Below are 18,325 nucleotides of genomic sequence, written 5' to 3'. Positions count from 1 at the left end.
TCAGCGGAAATCAATGGGGCCCGACCCTAAGGCCTGACGGTTCATGAGAAGCGCCTTTGCAAGATCGCGTTCAGCCCTTCGGACAATAGTACCAGTCCGATGATTGCAAGCGTGACGGTTGCTGCCTTGTCGTACTGGAACGAGCGCACGTAGGTCTGAACGTACAGCCCGACGCCGCCGGCGCCAACGATGCCTAGGATCAGGCTTTCGCGGAGGTTCAGTTCAAACCGGAAGACGGTGTCGCGCAGCACTACCGGCGCCATCTGAGGCCAGATTCCCCACCGCAGCAGTTGCGCCCGGCTGGCGCCTGCGCTCTCCAGTGCAGCTAGCGGAGCGGCACCGACATTGTCGATTGCTTCGGCATAGAATTTCGCCAGCATGCCCGTGGCATGAAAAGTGATTGCAAGAATACCGGGCAGCGGGCCGAGCCCCACAGCCCCCACCATCAGCATCCCCACCAGGATTATAGGAATCGACCGGATCACCGCCAGCAGCGCCCGCACCGGACGCCAGATGGCTGCGGGCACCAGTGTCTCAGACGCAAGCACGGCAAGCCCCGCGGACAGCACGACCGCAAACAGCGTTCCCAGAATGGCGATCCTCAGTGTCTCTGCGAGGCCTGTCAGGACTTCCGGCCAGACCGAAAGATCCGGCGGCATCATCCGGCCCAGGAATTCCGCCAGCCGCAGCCCCGCGCCGGGCAGTTTGTCCAAACCGATATCAGCGTTTCCCGCGGCCCACAGCACCGCCAGCCCAAGTGCGCCCCAAACTAAGGCGCGGCTCATCAGCCAACCACCCGCAATCCGGCACCTGGCGCGGTGCCGTGGTACAATTTGCTGATGTCATCGTTCCCGACCATCGCGGAGGGTTTGTCAAACAGCACCGCCCCTGCCCGCAGTCCAACGATGCGGCCGGCAAAGCGCCGTGACAGATCTGGCTGATGCGAACTGAAGACAACGGCGATGCCGCGCTTTCGCGCCGCATCGGTGATCAGTTCCAGGATGCGCTCGGCATGCGCCGGATCGAGGTTGCTGACCGGTTCATCCGCCAGGATCAGTTCAGGCTCCTGCGCCAGGCAGCGGGCGATGGCCACCCTCTGGCGCTGCCCGCCCGAAAGCTGATCTGCGCGGCGCTGCGCCAGCTCAGTCAGGCCTGTGTCTTTCAGTGCAGTGGCCGTCTTGAGGTGATCCTGCGCACCGTAGCGCCCCCATAGCGAAGGCCAGATACGCATGCGCCCCAGCCGCCCGTTCATCACATTCTGGTAAACGCTCTGCCGGTCGACCAGCGCGAACTCCTGAAAGATAAAGCCGGTCTTCAAGCGGGTTTCACGCGCTGGTGACCGGTTATTCGGAAGCCGGTTGCCCAGCACCTCAGCCCGGCCGCGCCACCCGCGGACCCGCCCGTCCAGCAAGGCCAGCAAGGTCGACTTTCCGGCACCCGAAGCCCCCAGCAAGGCTACGCATTCCCCCGGCGCCACCTGCAACGATACGTCTTGCAGGGCCTGGGAGCCGTCGAAACAATGCGACACTGCATGGAGGGAAAGCGCCTGGGTCATTTCAAATAGCCATAGCGGCGCGCCATCTGCCGGACTCCGTCATAGGCCGTGGGATCAGCTGCCACATAACCGTCAGGGCCGTAGAGATAGGCCAGCAAATACCGGTTCTCAGCCTGGTTCAGGCGCAGCATGGCGTCCACGAAGCGGCCCTGCAGACCTGCATCGAGACCAGGCCGGGCAATGACGGCATGGCTGGGAATCTGTTCGCTTTCGCCCAGCACCTTGACCTCTGCCTGCTGTTCGGGCGTCAGGTAGAGATCGGCGAACTGGCTTGCACCCGCGGCATCCACCAGCCCATTGGCCATAGCTTGCATTGCCTGCTGATAGCCGCCTGCAAAGAACTTCTGGCCAAAAAACCGGTCCGCATCACCAGCATCGGCCACCAGCCCTTCCCGCACAAACAGGTCCAGCGGATAGAGGTAACCGGATTCCGACACTGGATCGGCAAAGGCAATGTCGCGGCCCTGCAGGTCTGCCAATGTCTCGATACCGCTGTCCTTGCGCACAAACACCCGGCCCGCATAGCTGGGCTGGCCGCGGTAGACCTCTGACAGGAGCGGCACGGCCCCGATCTGGTCTTCCGCCAGCACAAAGGGCAAGGCGCCCATGAACGAGATATCGGCATCGCCATTTCGCAGTGCCTCGATCGCCGCAGCGTGGTCAAAGGTAACAAAGCCGGTAACCGGAACCTCCAGCTGTTGAGACAGCCACGTGGTGATCGTCTCGACATCCCCCAGCAGCTTCTCCGGGTTTTCCTGCGGAATGAAGGCGAGTTTCAGTCCTTCGTCCGCGGCGGCCATTGCAGGCGCTGCGAGGACGGCAGCAGCGGCAGTCATAAAGTTACGGCGGGAAAGCATCAGAACATCCTCTCGTCAATCTCGGCCTGCATGGCTTTGAAAGTCTCCCACTGGTGGCCGGCCTCAGCCCAGTCACCCGCGGCGCTGGCATCGCCAACCGCCCGTAAAACTGCGGCAAACCGGTAGATGTCAGGCTTGGCGCCCTGATTGGTCATCACGCTGGCATCCGCCGCCAGGTCCGGCGCAACGGTGTCAATCAGCACGGCGATGTTCTCAGCATCCCGCATTGGGATCAGCGTATCCAGCGTCGAGGCAAACGTGGTGAGTTCCTCCCACGACAGGCGGAACACGCTGTCGCGGCCTTCAAAGCGCTGGTAGGGCTCTTCGCCGTCCCCCACTGCCTGCAGATAGGCGGTCAGATCGGCGCGCTGTTCGGCATCCAGGCCCAGATCCTTGGTCTCGTTGAACCAGTCCACTACGCTCGCCAATGTCGGCAATGAGCCGTCATGCATGTACGGCGCGGTAAAGTTGACATTGCGCAGGGTCGGGGTTTCGAACGCGGTTGCGGTGCCGCCCGGGAACGGCGGCTCAGCCAAGCCGATGTCATAGGTCTGCCCGTCCCGGAAGAACCGGTCCGGTGTGTGGCAGGAGGCGCAAGACCTGTCCCCAAGCCCGGCAAATCCCGTGTTGAACAGGGCTTCGCCGCGCCTCGCAGCCTCGGATGCCATGTCCGTCAGCCGCCCGGCTTGGTCGATCAGCGGGTTGGGCAGAAAGTCAAAGGCGCGCAAGTAGGCCACCATTGCGTCCAGCTGAAACGGCGTCGGTTCCGCCCCGGCAAATTCGGTCACGATCACATTGCGCACAAACTGCCGCAGGCTCGGCTCGCGCCCGTCACGCCCATAAGGCGCGGTAAAACGAATGCCGCGCATCGACGGCGTGTCCAGATGATCGTCCTCCCGGTCATTGAACAGCGGGTTGAAGAAGGAACTGTCCACATCGATCCCTCCGGCATGGCGCGACAGGCCTGGAATGAAGAGATCCCGGTTCACATCCGACCGGTTGTGGCAGGTGGAGCAGGCAATCCCCAGATCGCGCGCGGGGTAGCCAAAGATCTCGGGGCTGTCGAACAGCATGTCGCCATAGGCCACCAGCGGCAGGTTGGCCTCATCCTCGCCAGCCTCTTCGAACTGCAGCACCAGCCGCGGCAGCTCGCGCTGATCGGCGATATTGGAACCCGGCGGCAGAGTGGCCGGCAGCACCACCGGCGTGCCTGCGCGCACCGCTGTTTCCGGCACTGGAGTCAGCTTGCCGCGCTCTGCAAAGGCAGCGGGCAGATAGTTGGCCCCGATGTAGCCCGCGATGACAGCTTGTGCCTTGGCAAACCGCGCCGTGTCCGCAGCCTGCGCGCCAGTGCCCAGAACACCGGCACTCCCCAGCGAGGAGTTCAGTACAAGCCAGGCCCGGCCCAGATCGCGCGCTGCCTGCTTGTCCGCCGCCTGAATGCCGTCCTCAAACGCCCGGAACAGCGCCGCAGCCTGCGCAACCTCAAATCCTGCTTCAGGCTGGCCCAGGACGGCCTCGGCCGCTTTCAAATGCTGCAGCATGCCATTGGCCAATGCCGTTGTTGCGGCAGCGAACAGCGCCTGCCGGTCTTCCGCCTCCAGCGCCGCGCGGATACTCCGCGCGTCCTCTTCCGAGACTCGCGACAGCGCATTCGCCGCCAGCGCACTGCCAGGCGCCTGAGCGGTCCAGTTCTGTTCGATCTTGTCCCAGGGAACCGGCGTCAGGTTCGCCATGAACAGGCTCAGCCTGTAGGCGGCGGCCCGCGGCGCCCAGGGGGCTTCTTCAATAGCCGTGGCCGCCGCACTCAGCGGAAGCAGGCCTATCAGGGCGGATGCGATCAGGTGTTTCATGGTCCAGCCTACAAATATTAGCCTTGGCTAAATTCTGTAGGAACCTCTATGTTGTTGTCAAGCCCCTCGCTGCTGGTGCATACACGTTAGGGCGCGGAGTAAAGGGTTCCGCGCCCGCAGCAGCTACCGTGAGCAGAATGACCGACCAGAAACCGCATCTCTTCGGACGCAGCGCAGACGACCATGCCAGCGGCTTCGAGGCTGCCCGCGCCGCCCGTCAAAGCGAAGTTGTGGAGGACTATGTTGAACTGATCGCCGAACTGATCCACCAGAACGGCTCGGCAAGGCCTGTGGAGATTGCCGAATGCCTCGGGGTAACCCAGCCCACTGTTTCCAAGAACCTGAACCGGCTGAAACGCGAGGGATTAATCGAACAGGAGCCCTACCGCTCAATCCGCCTGACGGATGCCGGGCGCCAGTTGGCCGAAGCTTGCCGTAAGCGCCACCGGATCGTGGTGGAGTTCCTGATCGCCCTGGGCATTTCCAAAGACGTGGCCGAGCACGATGCAGAGGGCATCGAGCATCATGTGAGCGAAGAAACCTTGCGAGTCTTCAAGGCTTTTACCCGGAAATAAGCGCGCCCCCCTGTCCCGGTTTGATGCCGCTCCGGTTTCTCACTTATGCAGGCTGAGCTTCGACGGTGAAGGGACTTTTCCAGCCCGGGTCTGAGTGCCGCCGGCGCGGATTGTAGAAGCCGTTGATATATCCCTCGCGGCTCTTGGCGCGCTTCAGAGCAAAGCTGAGCTGCGGGACGTAAAAGCGCACGAATTTGTCCATCGGCAAACAGCGCGACCTCAGCCGTTATCTCTGCGTCAGCCGTGAACCGCGCTGAAGCTGGATTTGCCTGACCGCACAGGTCCAGCCGGTGTCATTCCATTAGGTTCAACGGGCAAGCGCGTGCATGTGATTTGGCCGAATGCGCGTGCCAATCGTGCATCGGCGCTATTATCCTTATGGTGACAACGGCAAGTTTGTATTTGGCCCGCCGCCCGCAATCTCCTTGCCGGACACGATGCCGAGGGTGCATTTTCATCATGAGCCAGGCTTTTCAACTCGAACTGAGCTTCTCGCAGGAGGCTGGCGAAAGCGTCCTGCGCCCCATTGGCATGCTCACGATCAGAACTGTTTCCCGGGCCAGCGGCTACCTCGGACAACTGGAGCCTCACCGTCGGCTGGTCGTCGACATGGCTGGGGTCGCCCGCATGGACACTGCGGGAGCCTGGGTCCTGTCCGGCCTTGAAAAGCGGCTGATGACCTCCGGTGGAACGACGGAATTCCGGAACATGAGCGCGGAAGCCGCGCTGCTGCTCGACAGTGTAAGGCACGCCATGCCCAGGAAGGAGGCAGCTGCACCGCGAGAAAAAGGCCTCATCGCCTTTCTGGAGTCCGCCGGAAAGACAGTGATGGCAGGGGTGGCATTCCTCCTCGAACTGACCGGCTACCTTGGTCTCTTCATCGCGAGGCTCGGCCGCGTCATACGTCATCCAAGTGAGTTTCGGCTGACCGCTCTTGTAGCCCATTCCGAGGATGTGGGGTTTCGCGCGGTGCCTATCGTTGCGCTGATGGCCTTCCTGATCGGAGTTGTTCTGGCATTCCAGGGTTCGGCCCAATTGCGGCAGTTCGGTGCGGAGGTCTTCGTTGTCGATCTGATCGCAATCTCAATCCTGCGCGAGCTCGGCATTCTCCTGACGGCGATCATTGTCGCGGGCCGCACCGCCTCGGCTTTCACCGCGGCCATCGGCTCGATGAAAATGCGCGAGGAAATTGACGCGATGCGTACGCTCGGGCTTGATCCGGCGACGGTCCTTTTCCTGCCGCGGATCCTGGCCCTTCTGCTGATGCTGCCGATCCTGGGTCTGATCGCGAATGTCATGGGGCTCTTCGGGGGCGCACTGATGGCCTGGATAGAACTCGGAATTTCTCCGTCGATGTTCCGCACCCGCCTGATCGAAGGAACCGAGGCGACCCACGTCTTCGTCGGGCTGGTCAAGGCGCCTGTCTTCGCGCTCATCATTGGCGTGGTCGGGTGTCATGCCGGGATGCAAGTGAAGGGCAACGCCGAGTCGCTCGGCCGGATGACGTCGAATGCGGTCGTCACCGCAATTTTCGCGGTGATCGTTGCCGACGCCTTGTTTTCGATCTTCTTCGCGCAGGTCGGTTTATGAAAGATGGCAAACAGCAGGAGGTGATCATCCGCGTCCGCGGGCTGAAGAACCAATTCGGATCGCACGTGGTGCATGAGGATCTCGACCTTGATGTCTACCGGGGCGAAATCCTCGGCGTCGTCGGAGGCTCCGGGACCGGCAAGTCGGTGCTGCTGCGGTCGATCACCGGTTTGCAGATACCGGCCGCAGGCTCGATCGAAGTCTTTGGCATCGACGTCCTCTCCGGCGAGGAGAGGGTGCGGGAGACACTGGACGAACGATGGGGCGTGATGTTCCAGGATGGCGCGCTTTTCTCCTCGCTCACCGTGCGCGAAAATGTCGAAGTTCCGATGCGGTCCGTACCGGGCCTCACCCCCGCGATCCGGCGCGAACTGGCCGATCTGAAGCTGTCGATGGTTGGCTTGCCCTACCTTGCCGGCGGCAATTATCCCGCGGAGCTATCCGGCGGAATGCGCAAACGCGCAGGCCTTGCCCGGGCCCTTGCGATGGACCCCGACATAGTCTTCCTCGACGAGCCGACGGCCGGACTCGACCCGATCGGCGCTGCCGCATTCGACACCTTGATCCGCAACCTCTGCCGGTCCCTGGGGCTTACTGTATTCCTTGTGACCCATGACCTAGATACCCTGTTCGCGATCTGTGACCGCGTCGCAGTCCTCGCCGAACGAAAGGTGCTCGCGACCGGCAGTATCGAGGATATGCTCAAGGTCAATCATCCGTGGATCCGTGAGTACTTCCATGGGCCGCGTGCCCGGGCGGCGTTAAACGCGCCGGCATCCGGCCAAGCCTCCAAAGGAAGGTGAGGATGGAGACCCGTGCCAACTATATCCTGATCGGCGCATTCGCCTTGGTGGGATTTCTGGGGATATTCGCCTTTTTTCTCTGGTTCGCCAACATCCAGCTGGATCGCCAATATGCCTATTACGACGTAGATTTCACGTCGGTATCGGGCCTTGGCGACGCATCGGACGTGCGATTTTCCGGCCTTCCGGTCGGGCAGGTCGTCGACGTGCGCCTTTCACCGGAACATGATGGGCGCGTGCGCGTCCGGGTGGAGATCGATGCGGCAACACCGGTGCGGAGGGACAGCGTCGCGACGATCGAGGCGCAAGGCGTTACCGGCGTCTCATACGTTGGAATCTCGGCCGGAACACCCGAGGCACCGCTACTGGCCGCCGCATCGCCCAAAGACGTCCCGATGATCGAAGCCGGGCAATCCGTACTGCAGTCCTTATCGCAGGATGCCCCCGAGGTCGTTGCCGAAACGCTGGAAGTGGTACGCGAATTGCGCCAGCTGCTTGGGGGAGAAAACCAGCAGCGGGTCGAAAACATCCTCAGGAACGTGGAACAATCCTCGGAAACCTTCGCCCAGGCATTGGAGGAGCTTTCCACGGTCAGCGCAAACGTTTCGAGTTTCGCGCGCGAGATCGGCCGTTTCAACACCATGCTGGACGATCTCACGAAAGATGCCTCGGGCGTGCTCGGCGCGGTCGAAACCACGCTCGCCGAGATCGGCGCCTTGTCAGCCGATGCACGGCGCGTTCTGGCAGAGGGATCTGATACCATTGCGGGAGCGGGCACAGCCATAGCGGCAGCTGACAACTACATCGCGGAGGTGCTTGGGCCAGCGACCACGCAACTTAAGAGCACGATGGCCGAGATCGAAAATCGCGTTGCCGCCTTGAGCGAGGAGATTACCGCCGTGATGACGACCTATTCCCAAACCGGGGAGACAGCCACCCGGCGCCTGACCGAAGCGAGGGAAACGCTCGCCGCAACGAATGCGCTGATCGCGCGTATTGGTGAAACGATGACCAGTGTGGACGCTGCGGCGGAACGGCTTGAAGGGTTGATCGGCAGCGGCGCCGAACCTCTAATTGCGGAGCTTCGCGCAGCCACGGCCGAGACGGCGTCTGTCATTAAACGGCTCGGCGATACGGCGGACACCGATCTGCCTGCGATCCTGGACGAGATCCGCGGCGCGGCCGAAACCGCCTCAAACGTCGTCGAGACGGTGGGCGCAGACCTCTCCTCGGCCTCGGGCAGGCTGGGCTCCCTTTCCCTGACCGCGAGCGAGACGCTCGAAGCTGCGCACACTACCTTCGCCAATGCCAACGAAACGCTGTCAGCGATCAACGCGGCGCTGGAAACCGGCGACCGTGCCCTGAAGGCGGCAGAGTCGGCCTTTCAGGGCGCGGACCGCGTGATAAACGAAGAGGCCGCGGGGATTGCCGAACGGCTGCGTGCAACCCTCACGGAACTCGAAGCGACGGTGGGCACGGTCGCTGAAGAGATCCCCGGCGTCGCGGAGGACTTGCGCGCCGCAAGCCGCTCGGCCGAGTCCGCCTTCGCCCAGATCGAAGGCTCGGTCGCCCGCAGCGCGCCCGCCCTTCGCGAATTCGCGGTGACAGCCCTGCCGCAATACGGCCGCCTGGCGGCCGAGACCCGCGCGCTGATCGGCAATCTCGACACTTTGATCGAGCAGATCCGCCGCAACCCAAGCCGCTTTTTCCTCTCCCCCCGCACGCCGGAGTTCAGACGATGACCGCGATGATACGCCTGCTGTTGATGCTTCTTGTGCTGCCTTTCGCGCCTGCGGGCTGCACTGCCCTCTCGGCGCTCGGGGAGGCATCGCAGCCGCTGGACGTCTATGAGCTTCGAACCCCGGAGGTGCCGCGGTCCGGCGCGCGCCGGAATGTCGAACTCATCGTTGAGGAGCCGATTGCGAGCGGCGCGCTTGCGGTTGAACGTATCATGATCCGGCCCTCGCCGCTGCAGGTGCAGTACCTTCCCGGCGCGCGGTGGGCAGACCCGGCTCCAATCATGCTGCAAACACTGATGGTGCGGAGCCTGACGCAGACCGGGGCGTTCAACTCGGTCGGGCGCGGCCCCATAGGAACCGTGGCCGACTACGCTGTGTTGAGCGAATTGACGGACTTCCAGGCCGAAACGGACGATGACGGTGAAACAGCGGTCATTCGAGTCCGGGCAGTTCTGCGTCTCATTCGCGAGAGCGATACGAAGGCGGTCGCGTCTCAAACCTTTTCAGTTACCGTCAACACTGGCCCCGCCGACACGGACGCCATCGTGGCGGCGTTCGATGCCGCGATTTCCCGCCTTATACCAGATGTTGTCTCATGGATTATCCGAAGCACATCCAGGTCCTGAGGTTGTTGCAACCGCCCAGAATTGCCCCCGGCAGTGCCGAGCAGGGAGTGGCCATCGACGGCTGTCCGGCTGGTAAGGTGCAGGCAGTGGACCGGTCTTCGTTGAAGGAGGGGCCGCACACCGGCATGCCGCCCTGGGCGGCAACCGGCTGCCGGCCGTCGATCCGCCGGCGCAGGATTGGCTCAAGAGAAGGCAAGCCGCGCGGCCCCCGGCTAGGCTCCGATGATGTTGCGATGGGAGCGGGCACTTGGCCATAGCAAGATCCACGGGCGAAATTCTTGCCGTCGCTGCCGTTCTGCTTACGGAGGCCGCGGCCTACCGTGCTCCACGCCTTGCCGGACCATGCCATCCCCGCAACCGTCACAGTCGTCTCGCCTGAGGCCAGTCACCCCCCAAAACAAGCAGAAGCGCTGTGCGAGCGCGAGCAGCTGGCGTTCCGCGTCCGCCCTCGCGTCCGTATCCCGCAGGCTCCGGTGGCGGAGCGGATCGAACGTGTAATGACCGGCCTGCGCGGCATTGCGGTGATGCAGCCGTATCGGGATAATTTCGGCAGGTTGAAAAATTTGGCGCCGCGCCGCAACCCCGATATGGCAGATGCCCGAAGGCCTCCGTCTCTGCAATCAGCCGCGCTCTCGTCATTTGCTGGATATGAGACCTAACCCCGATATACGGCTACTCGTTCTGTTCGGTTTTCCCGCGGCTGCGGTTGATACTTTTTCGCACTAGTGCAGTTTTCCGCTGCATTTGGAGAAGCCGCCCAGGGTCCCGCGCTGCCTCCTGCAACACAGCCTGAGAAACCGCTTGATTTCCGCCTGCAACGGCCACAGGTTTTGCTTGTCCCAGAGTTGTGGCAGCAACGACGATTGGCGCGCGACGGCACTCTGGGCGCAAGGAAACCCATGGATGGACCATACCCTTGCTGCAGATCCGGGCGCTCAGGAAAGCCAGGACCCTTTAGATGCCAACGCGGACCGCGCTGATCTGCAGAGGCCAGACCGCCCAGAGGCCCGTCGCCCCGCCGCATCCCTCCGAAACCGCCGGCCCCCCACAGCGAAGTTTCCGGCCGGGGAACGGGCCAAAGCTTTCCGCAAGCTCTTCTTCCCGCATGCCAGCACAGAAGACTGGAACGACTGGCGCTGGCAGATGCGCAACCGTATCCGCAGCCAGGAGGCACTGAGCCGTATCTTTGTACTGAGTGACGAGGAACAGGCGGCGCTGGCCCGGCAACAGGGCGGGCTGCCGGTCGGGATCACCCCTTATTATGCCAGCCTCATGGGGCTGGATGACCCGGATGAGCCGTTGCGGCGCACTCATATTCCCGTCGGGCAGGAGTATTTGAATCTGCCGGGCGAGGAAGGCGACCCGCTGAGCGAGGACCACGACACCCCGGTGCCAGGGCTGGTTCACCGCTACCCGGACCGGGTGCTGTTTCTGACCACCGGCACCTGCTCGACATACTGCCGCTATTGCACCCGGTCGCGGATGGTTGGGCAGGCGGGCGGCGAGTACCAGTTTTCGGTTTCCCAATGGGACCGCGCGCTGGAATATATCGCCGCCCATACCGAGGTCCGCGACGTGCTCCTGTCGGGCGGCGACCCGCTGACCATCGCCGACGACAAGCTGGACTACCTCTTGGGCCGCCTGCGCGCGATCCCGCATGTCGAGTTCATCCGGCTCGGCACCAAGATACCAATAGTTCTTCCGATGCGGGTGACCCGCGATCTGGTGCGTATGCTGAAACGGCACCACCCATTGTGGATGTCAATTCATGTCACCCACCCCAGCGAGTTGACCCCCGAGGCCAGCGAGGCCTGCAACCGGCTGGCGGACGCAGGTATCCCGCTTGGTTCGCAGACCGTGCTCCTGAAGGGGATCAACGACAGCGTTGATATCCTCAAGCCAATGTACCAGGCGCTGCTGATGCGGCGGGTCAGGCCCTATTACCTGTATCAGTGCGATCCGATCACCGGCTCCGCCCATTTCCGCACTCCGGTGTCCAAGGGCGTGGAGATCATCGAAGGCCTGCGCGGCCACACCACCGGCTACGCGGTGCCGCAGTTCGTGATCGACGCCCCCGGCGGCGGCGGCAAGATCCCGCTGCTGCCGGACTATGTGGCCGGGCGCGACGGCGGCGACCTGATCCTGCGCAACTTCGAAAACAATCTCTACCGTTATCCCGACCCGGGCGGCAGCCAGGGCGCTTCGAAGGGAAGGCGGCCATGCTGATCGGCCTTACTTACGACCTGCGCGATGACTACCGGGGCAGCGGCCTCAGCGATGAGGCGATGGCCGAGTTCGACAGCCCGGAGACCATCGCCGCCATCGAAACCGTTCTGCGCGGGCAGGGTCATCAGACTCACCGGATCGGCCATGTCCACAGCCTGGCGCAGCGCCTGGCTGCAGGGGACCGTTGGGATCTGGTCTTCAATATCGCCGAGGGCCTGCAGGGCCGCGCCCGCGAAGCGCAGGTTCCGGCGCTGCTGGAGGCGTTCGGCATTCCCTATACCTTCTCCGATCCGCTGACCCAGGCCTTGGGACTGGACAAGGCGATGGCAAAGCGGATCGTACGCGATGCCGGCATTCCCACCGCCCCGTTTGCGGTGCTGGAGACCCCGGCAGACGACCACAGGCTGAGGCTGCCGTTCCCGGTCTTCCTGAAGCCCCTGGCCGAAGGCACCGGCAAGGGCTGCGAACATGCTTCCAAGGTGAACGATGCGGATCAAGCTGCCGCCGCCGCCGGCTCCCTGCGCCAGCGGTTCCGCCAGCCGGTCCTGGCCGAGTGTTTCCTGCCGGGACGCGAATTCACCGCGGGCATCCTGGGCAACGGGGCAGAGGCCCTTGTGGTTGCGGTGATGGAAATCCTCCTGCGGGACACCGCAGAGGCGGAAATCTACAGCTTCCGGAACAAGGAGCAATGGGAAACCCGGGTCAGCTACCGCCTCGCTGATGACCCGGAGGCGCGCGCCGCGGGCGCTGCCGCACTGGCCGCCTACCACGCGCTCGGCTGCCGCGACGCGGCGCGGATCGACCTGCGCTCAGACGCTGCCGGCACACCGCATTTCCTGGAGGTGAACACCCTGCCTGGCCTGCACCCCAGCCATTCCGACCTGCCAATCCTGTCGGCCAAAGCGGGGCTGGACTACCACGGGCTGATCACCGGCATACTGGATGCCGCCATCCGCCGCTGCCGCCTTGCGGACAGAAAGGGCGCGCTCTGCGCAGCGCTATGAAACCACTCTCCATCACCGTCCTGCACGGGGCAAGTGGAGACGACCCTGACGAACGCGACACCCGCGACACCGCCATCGCCATCTGCACCTCGCTGAACCGGCAGGGCTTTGACGCCCGGCTCGCGCATGTCTCCGGCCGCCCCGTCGCCCTGCCTTGGGCGGATAACGACCGCCCCGGGCTTGTTTTCAATATGGTGGAAGCCATCGACCGCGACATGCAGCGCGCGGCCGAGGTGCTGCCGCTCTTGGAAGCGCGCGGCATACCCTACACCGGCTGCTCCGCCGCGGCGCAGCGGGCCACCCTTAGCAAGACCGCGCAGAAACAATTAATGGCACGGCACGGCCTTCCCACTCCGGCCTCGCCGCATTCCGGCCCGGAGCTTGCGCTGCTTGGCCGGGTGATCGTCAAATCCGTCACCGAACATTCCTCACTGGGCATGGACGCGCAGTCGGTCGTACCCGGCGCCAGCGCTGCGGCGGAAATTGCCCGCCGTGAGGCCCGCTTCGGCGGAGCCTTCTTTGCCGAGGAATACATCCGCGGGCGGGAGTTCAACCTGTCGCTGCTGGAAACGGCCGGAGGCGTGGACGTGCTGCCGCCCGCCGAAATCCAGTTCGATGGTTTTGCCCCCGATGCCCCGCGCATCGTCGATTACGCTGCCAAATGGGACGAAACCGCTCACAGCTACCATCACACGCCCCGGCGGTTCACCTTTCCGGACAGCGACGAACCCCTGCTCGCGCGGCTCACAGCACTGGCCCGGCGCGCCTGGCAGGTCTTTGGCCTCTCCGGCTATGCGCGAGTGGATTTCCGCGTTGATGAGGACGGCCAGCCATGGATCCTGGAAGTGAACACCAACCCCTGCCTGGCACCGGACGCAGGTTTCGCCGCCGCTGCCGCACACGCCGGGATGGGCTATGATGCCCTGATTGCGCATCTCGCGGCACTCCCCCTTGCCGCACCGGAAAAGGACCTGAGCCATGTTCCGCATCCGCAAGATTGCTGATGCCCACGCCCCCGCCAGCCAGGCCGCAATCGAGAAGGCCCTGGCGATCCTGCGCGCCCAGTTCCCGGGCAAGCGGTCCGCCGATATCGACGCGCTGCCGGAGCATCTGAGCAACCCGTTCGCCAAACGGTTCATCCCGTCGCTGTTCGTGGCGGAAAATGGCCGCGGGGACGTGCGCGGCACTGCCCTGCTGCTGTTCGACCCGGAACTGGATTTCGCCTTCCTCGACATTCTCGCAGCCACCCCGGCAGAGACCTCCGGCTCCGGCACCGGCGGCGCGCTGTATCAGAGGATACGGCAGGAGGCTGCGTCCCTGGGGGCTGCGGGCCTCTACTTCGAATGCTTGCCCGATGATCCGGAGAACGTCCAGGACAGCGCAGCACTGGCCCAGAACGCGGCCCGGCTCAAATTCTACGAACGCTACGGCGCACGCCCCATCACCGGCACCGGCTATGAGCTGCCCCTGTCTCCTGAGGACACGGATATGCCGCATCTTGTGTTCGATGGGCTCGGGCAATTCGCTCTGCCGCAGGCAGAGCGGCTGAAGGAGATCTTCCGCGCCATTCTGGAACGGAAATACGCGGACCTCTGTCCGCCGGAATACGTCCGGCAGGTGGTTGCGTCCGTTGTCCCCGGGCGCTACGGGCTGCGCCCGCCGCGCTATGCCGTCCGCACGGCCGGGATTCAGCCGCCGTCCGGGCTGCAGATCCCGATGATCATCAACGACCGTCACGACATTCACCACGTCCGCACCCGCGGCTACGTCGAGAGCCCGGTCCGGGTCGCCGCCATCGCCGACGCGCTGGAAGGCACCGGCCTGTTCACCCGCCGGCCGCCGCAGCACTTTCCGGACCGCTGGATCAAGGCGGTGCATGATCCGAAGCTGGTGGGCTACCTGCGCAGCGCCTGTGCCGAAGCACCAGAAAAAAGCGCTGTCTACCCCTATGTCTTCCCTGTCCGCAATCCGGCCCGCCAGCCGCGCGAACGCTCGGTGCTGGCGGGATACTGGTGCATCGACACCTTTACTCCGATCAACCGCAACGCCTGGCCTGCCGCCCGCCGCGCGGTGGACTGCACTCTCACTGCCGCGGACGAAATTCTGAATGGCACTCCAGCCGCCTATGCGCTGGTTCGCCCGCCTGGCCACCACGCCGAACACAAGACCTTCGGTGGTTTCTGCTATCTTTCGAACGCGGCTATCGCGGCAAATTTCCTGTCCCAGCACGGGCGGGTCGCGATGCTGGACATCGACTACCACCACGGCAACGGCCAGCAGGACATCTTCTATATCCGCGCCGATGTGCTAACCGTGTCCATTCATGGCGACCCCAGCTTTGCCTACCCGTATTTCACTGGCTTCCGGGATGAAACCGGACAAGGCACCGGCGCCGGGTACAACCTCAACCTCCCACTGGCCGAACACGCAACGCCGGAAGACTTCCACGCCGCTGTGGCGAAGGCGCTGGCGCGGATCGCCAGGCACGATCCCAGCTATCTGGTTCTTTGCCTCGGCTTCGACACCGGCCGCGGCGATCCAACCGGCACCTGGAAGCTCAGACCGCAGGATTTCCGTCAGACCGGCGTCAGCATCGGGCAGCAGCCGTTCCCCATCCTTGTCGTGCAGGAGGGCGGCTACCTCGTACGCACCCTCGGCGAAAACGCTGCAGCCTTTTTCACCGGACTGGCCGAAGGAATCGCGAAGCGCCGGAAACCGCAGGTTCCGTCCCGGCATGCCCCGGCCCCGAAACGCCGCTGGCGCAAGACCCTGCGGGCCGGAGACGCCGCCAGGATCACGCAGCTGGTAGCGGGAACCGGCAAGTTTTCCAATTCCGAAATCGAAATCTCCGGCGAACTGGCGCAGGAACGGCTAAGTACCGGAGCCGCATCCGGCTACCACTTCCTGCTCGCTGAATGCGGCGCGGAGCTGCAGGGCTACGCCTGCTACGGCCCGGTGCCGGGAAGCGATCACAGCTGGGATCTCTATTGGATTGTGGTCGCCCCGTCACATCAGGGCAGCGGGTTGGGCAGACTGCTGATGGCGCGGGCGGAGGCTGCAATCCGCAAGGCGCGGGGCCGAAAAGTCTACATCGATACCTCCAGCAGCGCACCCTATGCGGCAACCCGCCGGTTCTATGAAAAGGTGGGCTATGCTCAGCGCGCCGAGTTCCCGGATTTCTACCGCGACGGGGACGGCAAAGCGGTCTACGAAAAGACTCTCGGCCGCTGAGCCGCCGCTGTGGGGGCATTTTCCGGCGGCTCAGCCGCGGTACCGGCCGCCGCCATAGCGCCCGGGCACATCGCCATTCCCGGCCTCACCGCCCTCGCAGTCCGGCGGCACCCGCTGCTGCTGCCGCGCTGCTCCCTCCTGATGCAGCTTTCCACCAGCCTCCTTGTCACCAGTTTCTAAGCCGTCCTCCGGCACCGCTTCCGCGCGCGGCTTCGGAGTCTCCCCGGACCGCCGCGCCGCACCCGCGCCGCGCCACTTGAGCAAGCGCACCAGCGTCCGCCCGAGATCACGTGCCGCCTGTTTGGCGGCTGCCAGAGTGGTTGCGCGTGCCCAGCACATAAGCATTGCCTTAAGCTGCGCCACGCCAGGCGGGCGCGGTTTCAACCCGGTTCAGGATTGCCGGTGCCGGTGCGGCCTGACGCGCCAAGGTGCCCCGGCGACATACTCCCGCAGTTCGGAGGCCTCCTGCTCCGCGGTCAGCAGCCGGTAGCGGGTCACGTCCAGAATACTTATCAACGCAACCGGCACACCGTCCTCGGTCACCGGAATATGGCGCATATGGTGCTTCGACATCAGCCATTCCAGCCGCTGCACGGGCTCGCGTACGTCGCAGGAAATGACGGGATGCGTCATCACATTCCGCACCTGCAGATGGCCCGGCAGTTTGTGGTGGGCCTCAAGGTAGCGGACAATGTCGCTGCTGGTCAGAATGCCCGCCATCGAACGCTTGTCCGAAGACACCAGCAGCGCCGATGTGCCCTCCTGTGCCAGCAGAGTAATAGCGACCTCCATGGGCGAGACCGGAGCGATCCATTGGATACCCGTTTCCAGTTCCTCAAGCAGTCTGCGGATTGTCATGAAGATACCCTTTCATGAACAAGGGTTCAGCCGGAATGGGCTGCAGGCGCGCCCACGCGCCGGCCGCTACAAGTCTGTCACCGGGTCGTCCAGAAGCCCAGTTTCAACCGCATCCGCCATCTCCTCGTCATCGACGAAGCCGTCCGCATCTGCGTCGATTTCCGCGAACAATTCGATGGTTACACCGGAGTAGACGGCCTGCAGTTCCTCAAAAGACGCCTTGCCGTCGCCATCAGTATCAATCCCGGCGCTCATTGCGTTTGCCGGAACTGCCGCTAGGGCCGCGAGAAGAGCGCCTGCAGCCACTCTGCCCATGTGTTTCTCCATCAGAAACCTGGCAGCCCGACTTGCGCTGCCTGCCGCTGAATTGGGGGCGGTTCGCGGCAAAGGCAAGGCAGGAGATAGTAATTTTAGTGTAGATTGCTAAAATACTTGCACAATACCAGCAAACCCGCCCGCGTCTGCGCAACCTCAGCGCGGATGTCAGTCCAGGAGCGGCATCATCGCGCTCGCGAGGCAGGCAGGACAGGATGATCGTCGGTGAGCACGCGCGTGCATTTGGGCGCGACAGGGCGGTTTGCAACCCACTGCACCGCATCCCGGTGCTTGCGCGCCAGCCCGCTGGCACAGGAATGGTGCGCCATTCAAGGATTGGGAACCGCCGCCAGCGTTGCGGCATCCGGAAAAAGCTGGGCCGCATGCCAAACGGCGGCCGTCCGATGACCGGCATCCTGGGCGTGGCTCTCACCGAAGGGCTGGATGCCGCCGAAACGGCCGGCGCCGAAGCTTTGACGGAAGGCGCCCCCGCTGCGGTTGTTCTCAACATCCTGGCGCGCCGACGCGAACCGGCAAACCTCATGACCATAGCCCCACCGGCAACCCTGCGTTTGAGCCGCGAACCGGTTGCCAACTGCAGACGCTAGGGCAATCTCAAAAGCCCTGACCATGGAAAGGTGGCGGGTGCTGGACGCGATGGTGATCAGCCCCACTTGAGAAGTCTTCACTGTAAGGCGAATACAGGATCATGCACCGAGAATTCCGGGGGCGGTCAATCTGGTGGAAGCACCTCAAGCACTTCACTGTGTAGGATCTCGTCATGATGGGTAACTTTCAACTGCAAGTGCAGTGTGGCCCCGGGCTCCAAAGACACGCGAGACCGCAGGATCGCGCGGCCCCCTTGATCAGCTGGCACCGGTCCGGATTGCCGATTAATAGAGGTCCCACTAGGTCCAACCTTTACGGCTTCAAAAGAATAGTTGCCCGGCCCTGACGCAGGAGTCGGCCGGACCACCTCGACTTGCACAGCGCCATCAGAATACGAGATGTGGAACCATGACTCCTCCTCCGCGAGTGAGGCCCTGGATCCTAGACCAGTAAAAGCAAGAAAGATTATTAGCGATTTCATGGG

19 protein-coding genes are annotated in these 18,325 nt (G+C 63.7%); 10 read left to right on the top strand and 9 right to left on the bottom strand.

Features of this window, described 5'->3' with window-relative positions; all coding sequences use genetic code 11:
- Positions 1-41 precede the first annotated feature (41 nt).
- From phnE to ACOHWE_RS13765, 4 genes are read right to left on the bottom strand one after another with little or no spacing between them, the layout of a single operon-like run.
- On the bottom strand, positions 42-785 hold the full coding sequence (gene phnE, locus ACOHWE_RS13780) for a phosphonate ABC transporter, permease protein PhnE (RefSeq protein WP_420667178.1): 744 nt from the start codon (positions 783-785) through the stop codon (positions 42-44).
- The gene (locus tag ACOHWE_RS13775) at positions 785-1,555 is read right to left on the bottom strand and encodes a phosphonate ABC transporter ATP-binding protein (RefSeq protein ID WP_420667177.1); all 771 of its coding nucleotides are present in this window, start codon (positions 1,553-1,555) and stop codon (positions 785-787) included. Before ACOHWE_RS13775 ends, phnE begins: the two co-directional genes overlap by 1 nt.
- A complete protein-coding gene (locus tag ACOHWE_RS13770) occupies positions 1,552-2,412 on the bottom strand; it encodes a phosphate/phosphite/phosphonate ABC transporter substrate-binding protein (protein ID WP_420667175.1) in 861 nt (286 codons plus the stop codon). Before ACOHWE_RS13770 ends, ACOHWE_RS13775 begins: the two co-directional genes overlap by 4 nt.
- Positions 2,412-4,265, bottom strand: a complete 1,854-nt coding sequence (locus tag ACOHWE_RS13765) for a cytochrome c peroxidase (protein WP_420667173.1) — start codon at positions 4,263-4,265, stop codon at positions 2,412-2,414. The genes ACOHWE_RS13770 and ACOHWE_RS13765 overlap by 1 nt, the downstream gene beginning before the upstream one ends.
- A gap of 137 nt (positions 4,266-4,402) precedes the next feature.
- Between ACOHWE_RS13765 and mntR the strand changes: the two genes are divergently transcribed.
- The gene (mntR, locus tag ACOHWE_RS13760) at positions 4,403-4,840 is read left to right on the top strand and encodes a manganese-binding transcriptional regulator MntR (RefSeq protein WP_420667172.1); all 438 of its coding nucleotides are present in this window, start codon (positions 4,403-4,405) and stop codon (positions 4,838-4,840) included.
- 43 nt (positions 4,841-4,883) lie between these two features.
- On the opposite strand, the gene ACOHWE_RS13755 is transcribed toward mntR, so the two are convergent.
- Entirely contained in the window at positions 4,884-5,042 is a 159-nt protein-coding gene (locus ACOHWE_RS13755; protein ID WP_420667385.1) for a hypothetical protein, read from the bottom strand.
- A 257-nt stretch (positions 5,043-5,299) separates the two neighbouring features.
- Here ACOHWE_RS13755 and ACOHWE_RS13750 point away from each other — a divergent pair, with 257 nt between their 5' ends.
- The 8 genes from ACOHWE_RS13750 (at position 5,300) to ACOHWE_RS13715 (ending at position 16,059) form a co-directional block, all read left to right on the top strand.
- Positions 5,300-6,430 (top strand): MlaE family lipid ABC transporter permease subunit, encoded by a 1,131-nt coding sequence (locus tag ACOHWE_RS13750; RefSeq protein ID WP_420667170.1) that lies wholly within the window; start codon positions 5,300-5,302, stop codon positions 6,428-6,430.
- Positions 6,427-7,233 carry an ABC transporter ATP-binding protein gene (locus ACOHWE_RS13745; RefSeq protein WP_420667168.1) on the top strand — a complete coding sequence of 269 codons (807 nt, stop codon included), beginning with the start codon at positions 6,427-6,429 and terminating at the stop codon, positions 7,231-7,233. Before ACOHWE_RS13750 ends, ACOHWE_RS13745 begins: the two co-directional genes overlap by 4 nt.
- A gap of 2 nt (positions 7,234-7,235) precedes the next feature.
- Positions 7,236-8,975 (top strand): MCE family protein, encoded by a 1,740-nt coding sequence (locus ACOHWE_RS13740; RefSeq protein WP_420667167.1) that lies wholly within the window; start codon positions 7,236-7,238, stop codon positions 8,973-8,975.
- Positions 8,972-9,598: an ABC-type transport auxiliary lipoprotein family protein gene (locus tag ACOHWE_RS13735; RefSeq protein ID WP_420667166.1), complete on the top strand. Its 627-nt coding sequence runs from the start codon at positions 8,972-8,974 to the stop codon at positions 9,596-9,598. The genes ACOHWE_RS13740 and ACOHWE_RS13735 overlap by 4 nt, the downstream gene beginning before the upstream one ends.
- 903 nt (positions 9,599-10,501) lie before the next feature.
- Complete coding sequence (locus ACOHWE_RS13730; RefSeq protein ID WP_420667165.1) at positions 10,502-11,824, top strand: KamA family radical SAM protein; 1,323 nt, start codon at positions 10,502-10,504, stop codon at positions 11,822-11,824.
- Complete coding sequence (locus ACOHWE_RS13725) at positions 11,818-12,828, top strand: D-alanine--D-alanine ligase family protein (protein WP_420667164.1); 1,011 nt, start codon at positions 11,818-11,820, stop codon at positions 12,826-12,828. Before ACOHWE_RS13730 ends, ACOHWE_RS13725 begins: the two co-directional genes overlap by 7 nt.
- On the top strand, positions 12,825-13,832 hold the full coding sequence (locus ACOHWE_RS13720) for a D-alanine--D-alanine ligase family protein (protein WP_420667163.1): 1,008 nt from the start codon (positions 12,825-12,827) through the stop codon (positions 13,830-13,832). The genes ACOHWE_RS13725 and ACOHWE_RS13720 overlap by 4 nt, the downstream gene beginning before the upstream one ends.
- Positions 13,807-16,059 (top strand): GNAT family N-acetyltransferase, encoded by a 2,253-nt coding sequence (locus ACOHWE_RS13715; protein WP_420667162.1) that lies wholly within the window; start codon positions 13,807-13,809, stop codon positions 16,057-16,059. The genes ACOHWE_RS13720 and ACOHWE_RS13715 overlap by 26 nt, the downstream gene beginning before the upstream one ends.
- Before the next feature lie 30 nt (positions 16,060-16,089).
- On the opposite strand, the gene ACOHWE_RS13710 is transcribed toward ACOHWE_RS13715, so the two are convergent.
- The 3 genes from ACOHWE_RS13710 to ACOHWE_RS13700 all read right to left on the bottom strand — a co-directional run bounded on the left by ACOHWE_RS13710 (position 16,090) and on the right by ACOHWE_RS13700 (position 17,172).
- Complete coding sequence (locus ACOHWE_RS13710; RefSeq protein WP_420667161.1) at positions 16,090-16,398, bottom strand: hypothetical protein; 309 nt, start codon at positions 16,396-16,398, stop codon at positions 16,090-16,092.
- A gap of 51 nt (positions 16,399-16,449) precedes the next feature.
- The gene (locus ACOHWE_RS13705; protein WP_420667159.1) at positions 16,450-16,917 is read right to left on the bottom strand and encodes a CBS domain-containing protein; all 468 of its coding nucleotides are present in this window, start codon (positions 16,915-16,917) and stop codon (positions 16,450-16,452) included.
- Between the two features lie 66 nt (positions 16,918-16,983).
- Positions 16,984-17,172: an EF-hand domain-containing protein gene (locus ACOHWE_RS13700; protein WP_420667157.1), complete on the bottom strand. Its 189-nt coding sequence runs from the start codon at positions 17,170-17,172 to the stop codon at positions 16,984-16,986.
- Between the two features lie 275 nt (positions 17,173-17,447).
- Here ACOHWE_RS13700 and ACOHWE_RS13695 point away from each other — a divergent pair, with 275 nt between their 5' ends.
- Complete coding sequence (locus ACOHWE_RS13695) at positions 17,448-17,840, top strand: hypothetical protein (RefSeq protein ID WP_420667155.1); 393 nt, start codon at positions 17,448-17,450, stop codon at positions 17,838-17,840.
- Positions 17,841-17,965: 125 nt separating this feature from the next.
- Here ACOHWE_RS13695 and csgH read toward each other — a convergent pair whose 3' ends face one another.
- Entirely contained in the window at positions 17,966-18,322 is a 357-nt protein-coding gene (gene csgH / locus ACOHWE_RS13690) for a curli-like amyloid fiber formation chaperone CsgH (protein ID WP_420667153.1), read from the bottom strand.
- Positions 18,323-18,325: the final 3 nt, after the last annotated feature.

It is taken from the genome of Cribrihabitans neustonicus, from assembly GCF_048820895.1.
GTDB lineage: Bacteria > Pseudomonadota > Alphaproteobacteria > Rhodobacterales > Rhodobacteraceae > Cribrihabitans_A > Cribrihabitans_A neustonicus.
This window is presented reverse-complemented; position numbering and strand designations above follow the sequence as displayed.

Coding starts and splice junctions, on each gene's coding strand:
- phnE (WP_420667178.1), bottom strand. CDS start 785: ATGAGCCGCGCCTTAGTTTGGGGCGCACTTGGGCTGGCGGTGCTGTGG.
- ACOHWE_RS13775 (WP_420667177.1), bottom strand. CDS start 1,555: ATGACCCAGGCGCTTTCCCTCCATGCAGTGTCGCATTGTTTCGACGGC.
- ACOHWE_RS13770 (WP_420667175.1), bottom strand. CDS start 2,412: ATGCTTTCCCGCCGTAACTTTATGACTGCCGCTGCTGCCGTCCTCGCA.
- ACOHWE_RS13765 (WP_420667173.1), bottom strand. CDS start 4,265: ATGAAACACCTGATCGCATCCGCCCTGATAGGCCTGCTTCCGCTGAGT.
- mntR (WP_420667172.1), top strand. CDS start 4,403: ATGACCGACCAGAAACCGCATCTCTTCGGACGCAGCGCAGACGACCAT.
- ACOHWE_RS13755 (WP_420667385.1), bottom strand. CDS start 5,042: ATGGACAAATTCGTGCGCTTTTACGTCCCGCAGCTCAGCTTTGCTCTG.
- ACOHWE_RS13750 (WP_420667170.1), top strand. CDS start 5,300: ATGAGCCAGGCTTTTCAACTCGAACTGAGCTTCTCGCAGGAGGCTGGC.
- ACOHWE_RS13745 (WP_420667168.1), top strand. CDS start 6,427: ATGAAAGATGGCAAACAGCAGGAGGTGATCATCCGCGTCCGCGGGCTG.
- ACOHWE_RS13740 (WP_420667167.1), top strand. CDS start 7,236: ATGGAGACCCGTGCCAACTATATCCTGATCGGCGCATTCGCCTTGGTG.
- ACOHWE_RS13735 (WP_420667166.1), top strand. CDS start 8,972: ATGACCGCGATGATACGCCTGCTGTTGATGCTTCTTGTGCTGCCTTTC.
- ACOHWE_RS13730 (WP_420667165.1), top strand. CDS start 10,502: ATGGACCATACCCTTGCTGCAGATCCGGGCGCTCAGGAAAGCCAGGAC.
- ACOHWE_RS13725 (WP_420667164.1), top strand. CDS start 11,818: ATGCTGATCGGCCTTACTTACGACCTGCGCGATGACTACCGGGGCAGC.
- ACOHWE_RS13720 (WP_420667163.1), top strand. CDS start 12,825: ATGAAACCACTCTCCATCACCGTCCTGCACGGGGCAAGTGGAGACGAC.
- ACOHWE_RS13715 (WP_420667162.1), top strand. CDS start 13,807: ATGTTCCGCATCCGCAAGATTGCTGATGCCCACGCCCCCGCCAGCCAG.
- ACOHWE_RS13710 (WP_420667161.1), bottom strand. CDS start 16,398: ATGTGCTGGGCACGCGCAACCACTCTGGCAGCCGCCAAACAGGCGGCA.
- ACOHWE_RS13705 (WP_420667159.1), bottom strand. CDS start 16,917: ATGACAATCCGCAGACTGCTTGAGGAACTGGAAACGGGTATCCAATGG.
- ACOHWE_RS13700 (WP_420667157.1), bottom strand. CDS start 17,172: ATGAGCGCCGGGATTGATACTGATGGCGACGGCAAGGCGTCTTTTGAG.
- ACOHWE_RS13695 (WP_420667155.1), top strand. CDS start 17,448: ATGATCGTCGGTGAGCACGCGCGTGCATTTGGGCGCGACAGGGCGGTT.
- csgH (WP_420667153.1), bottom strand. CDS start 18,322: ATGAAATCGCTAATAATCTTTCTTGCTTTTACTGGTCTAGGATCCAGG.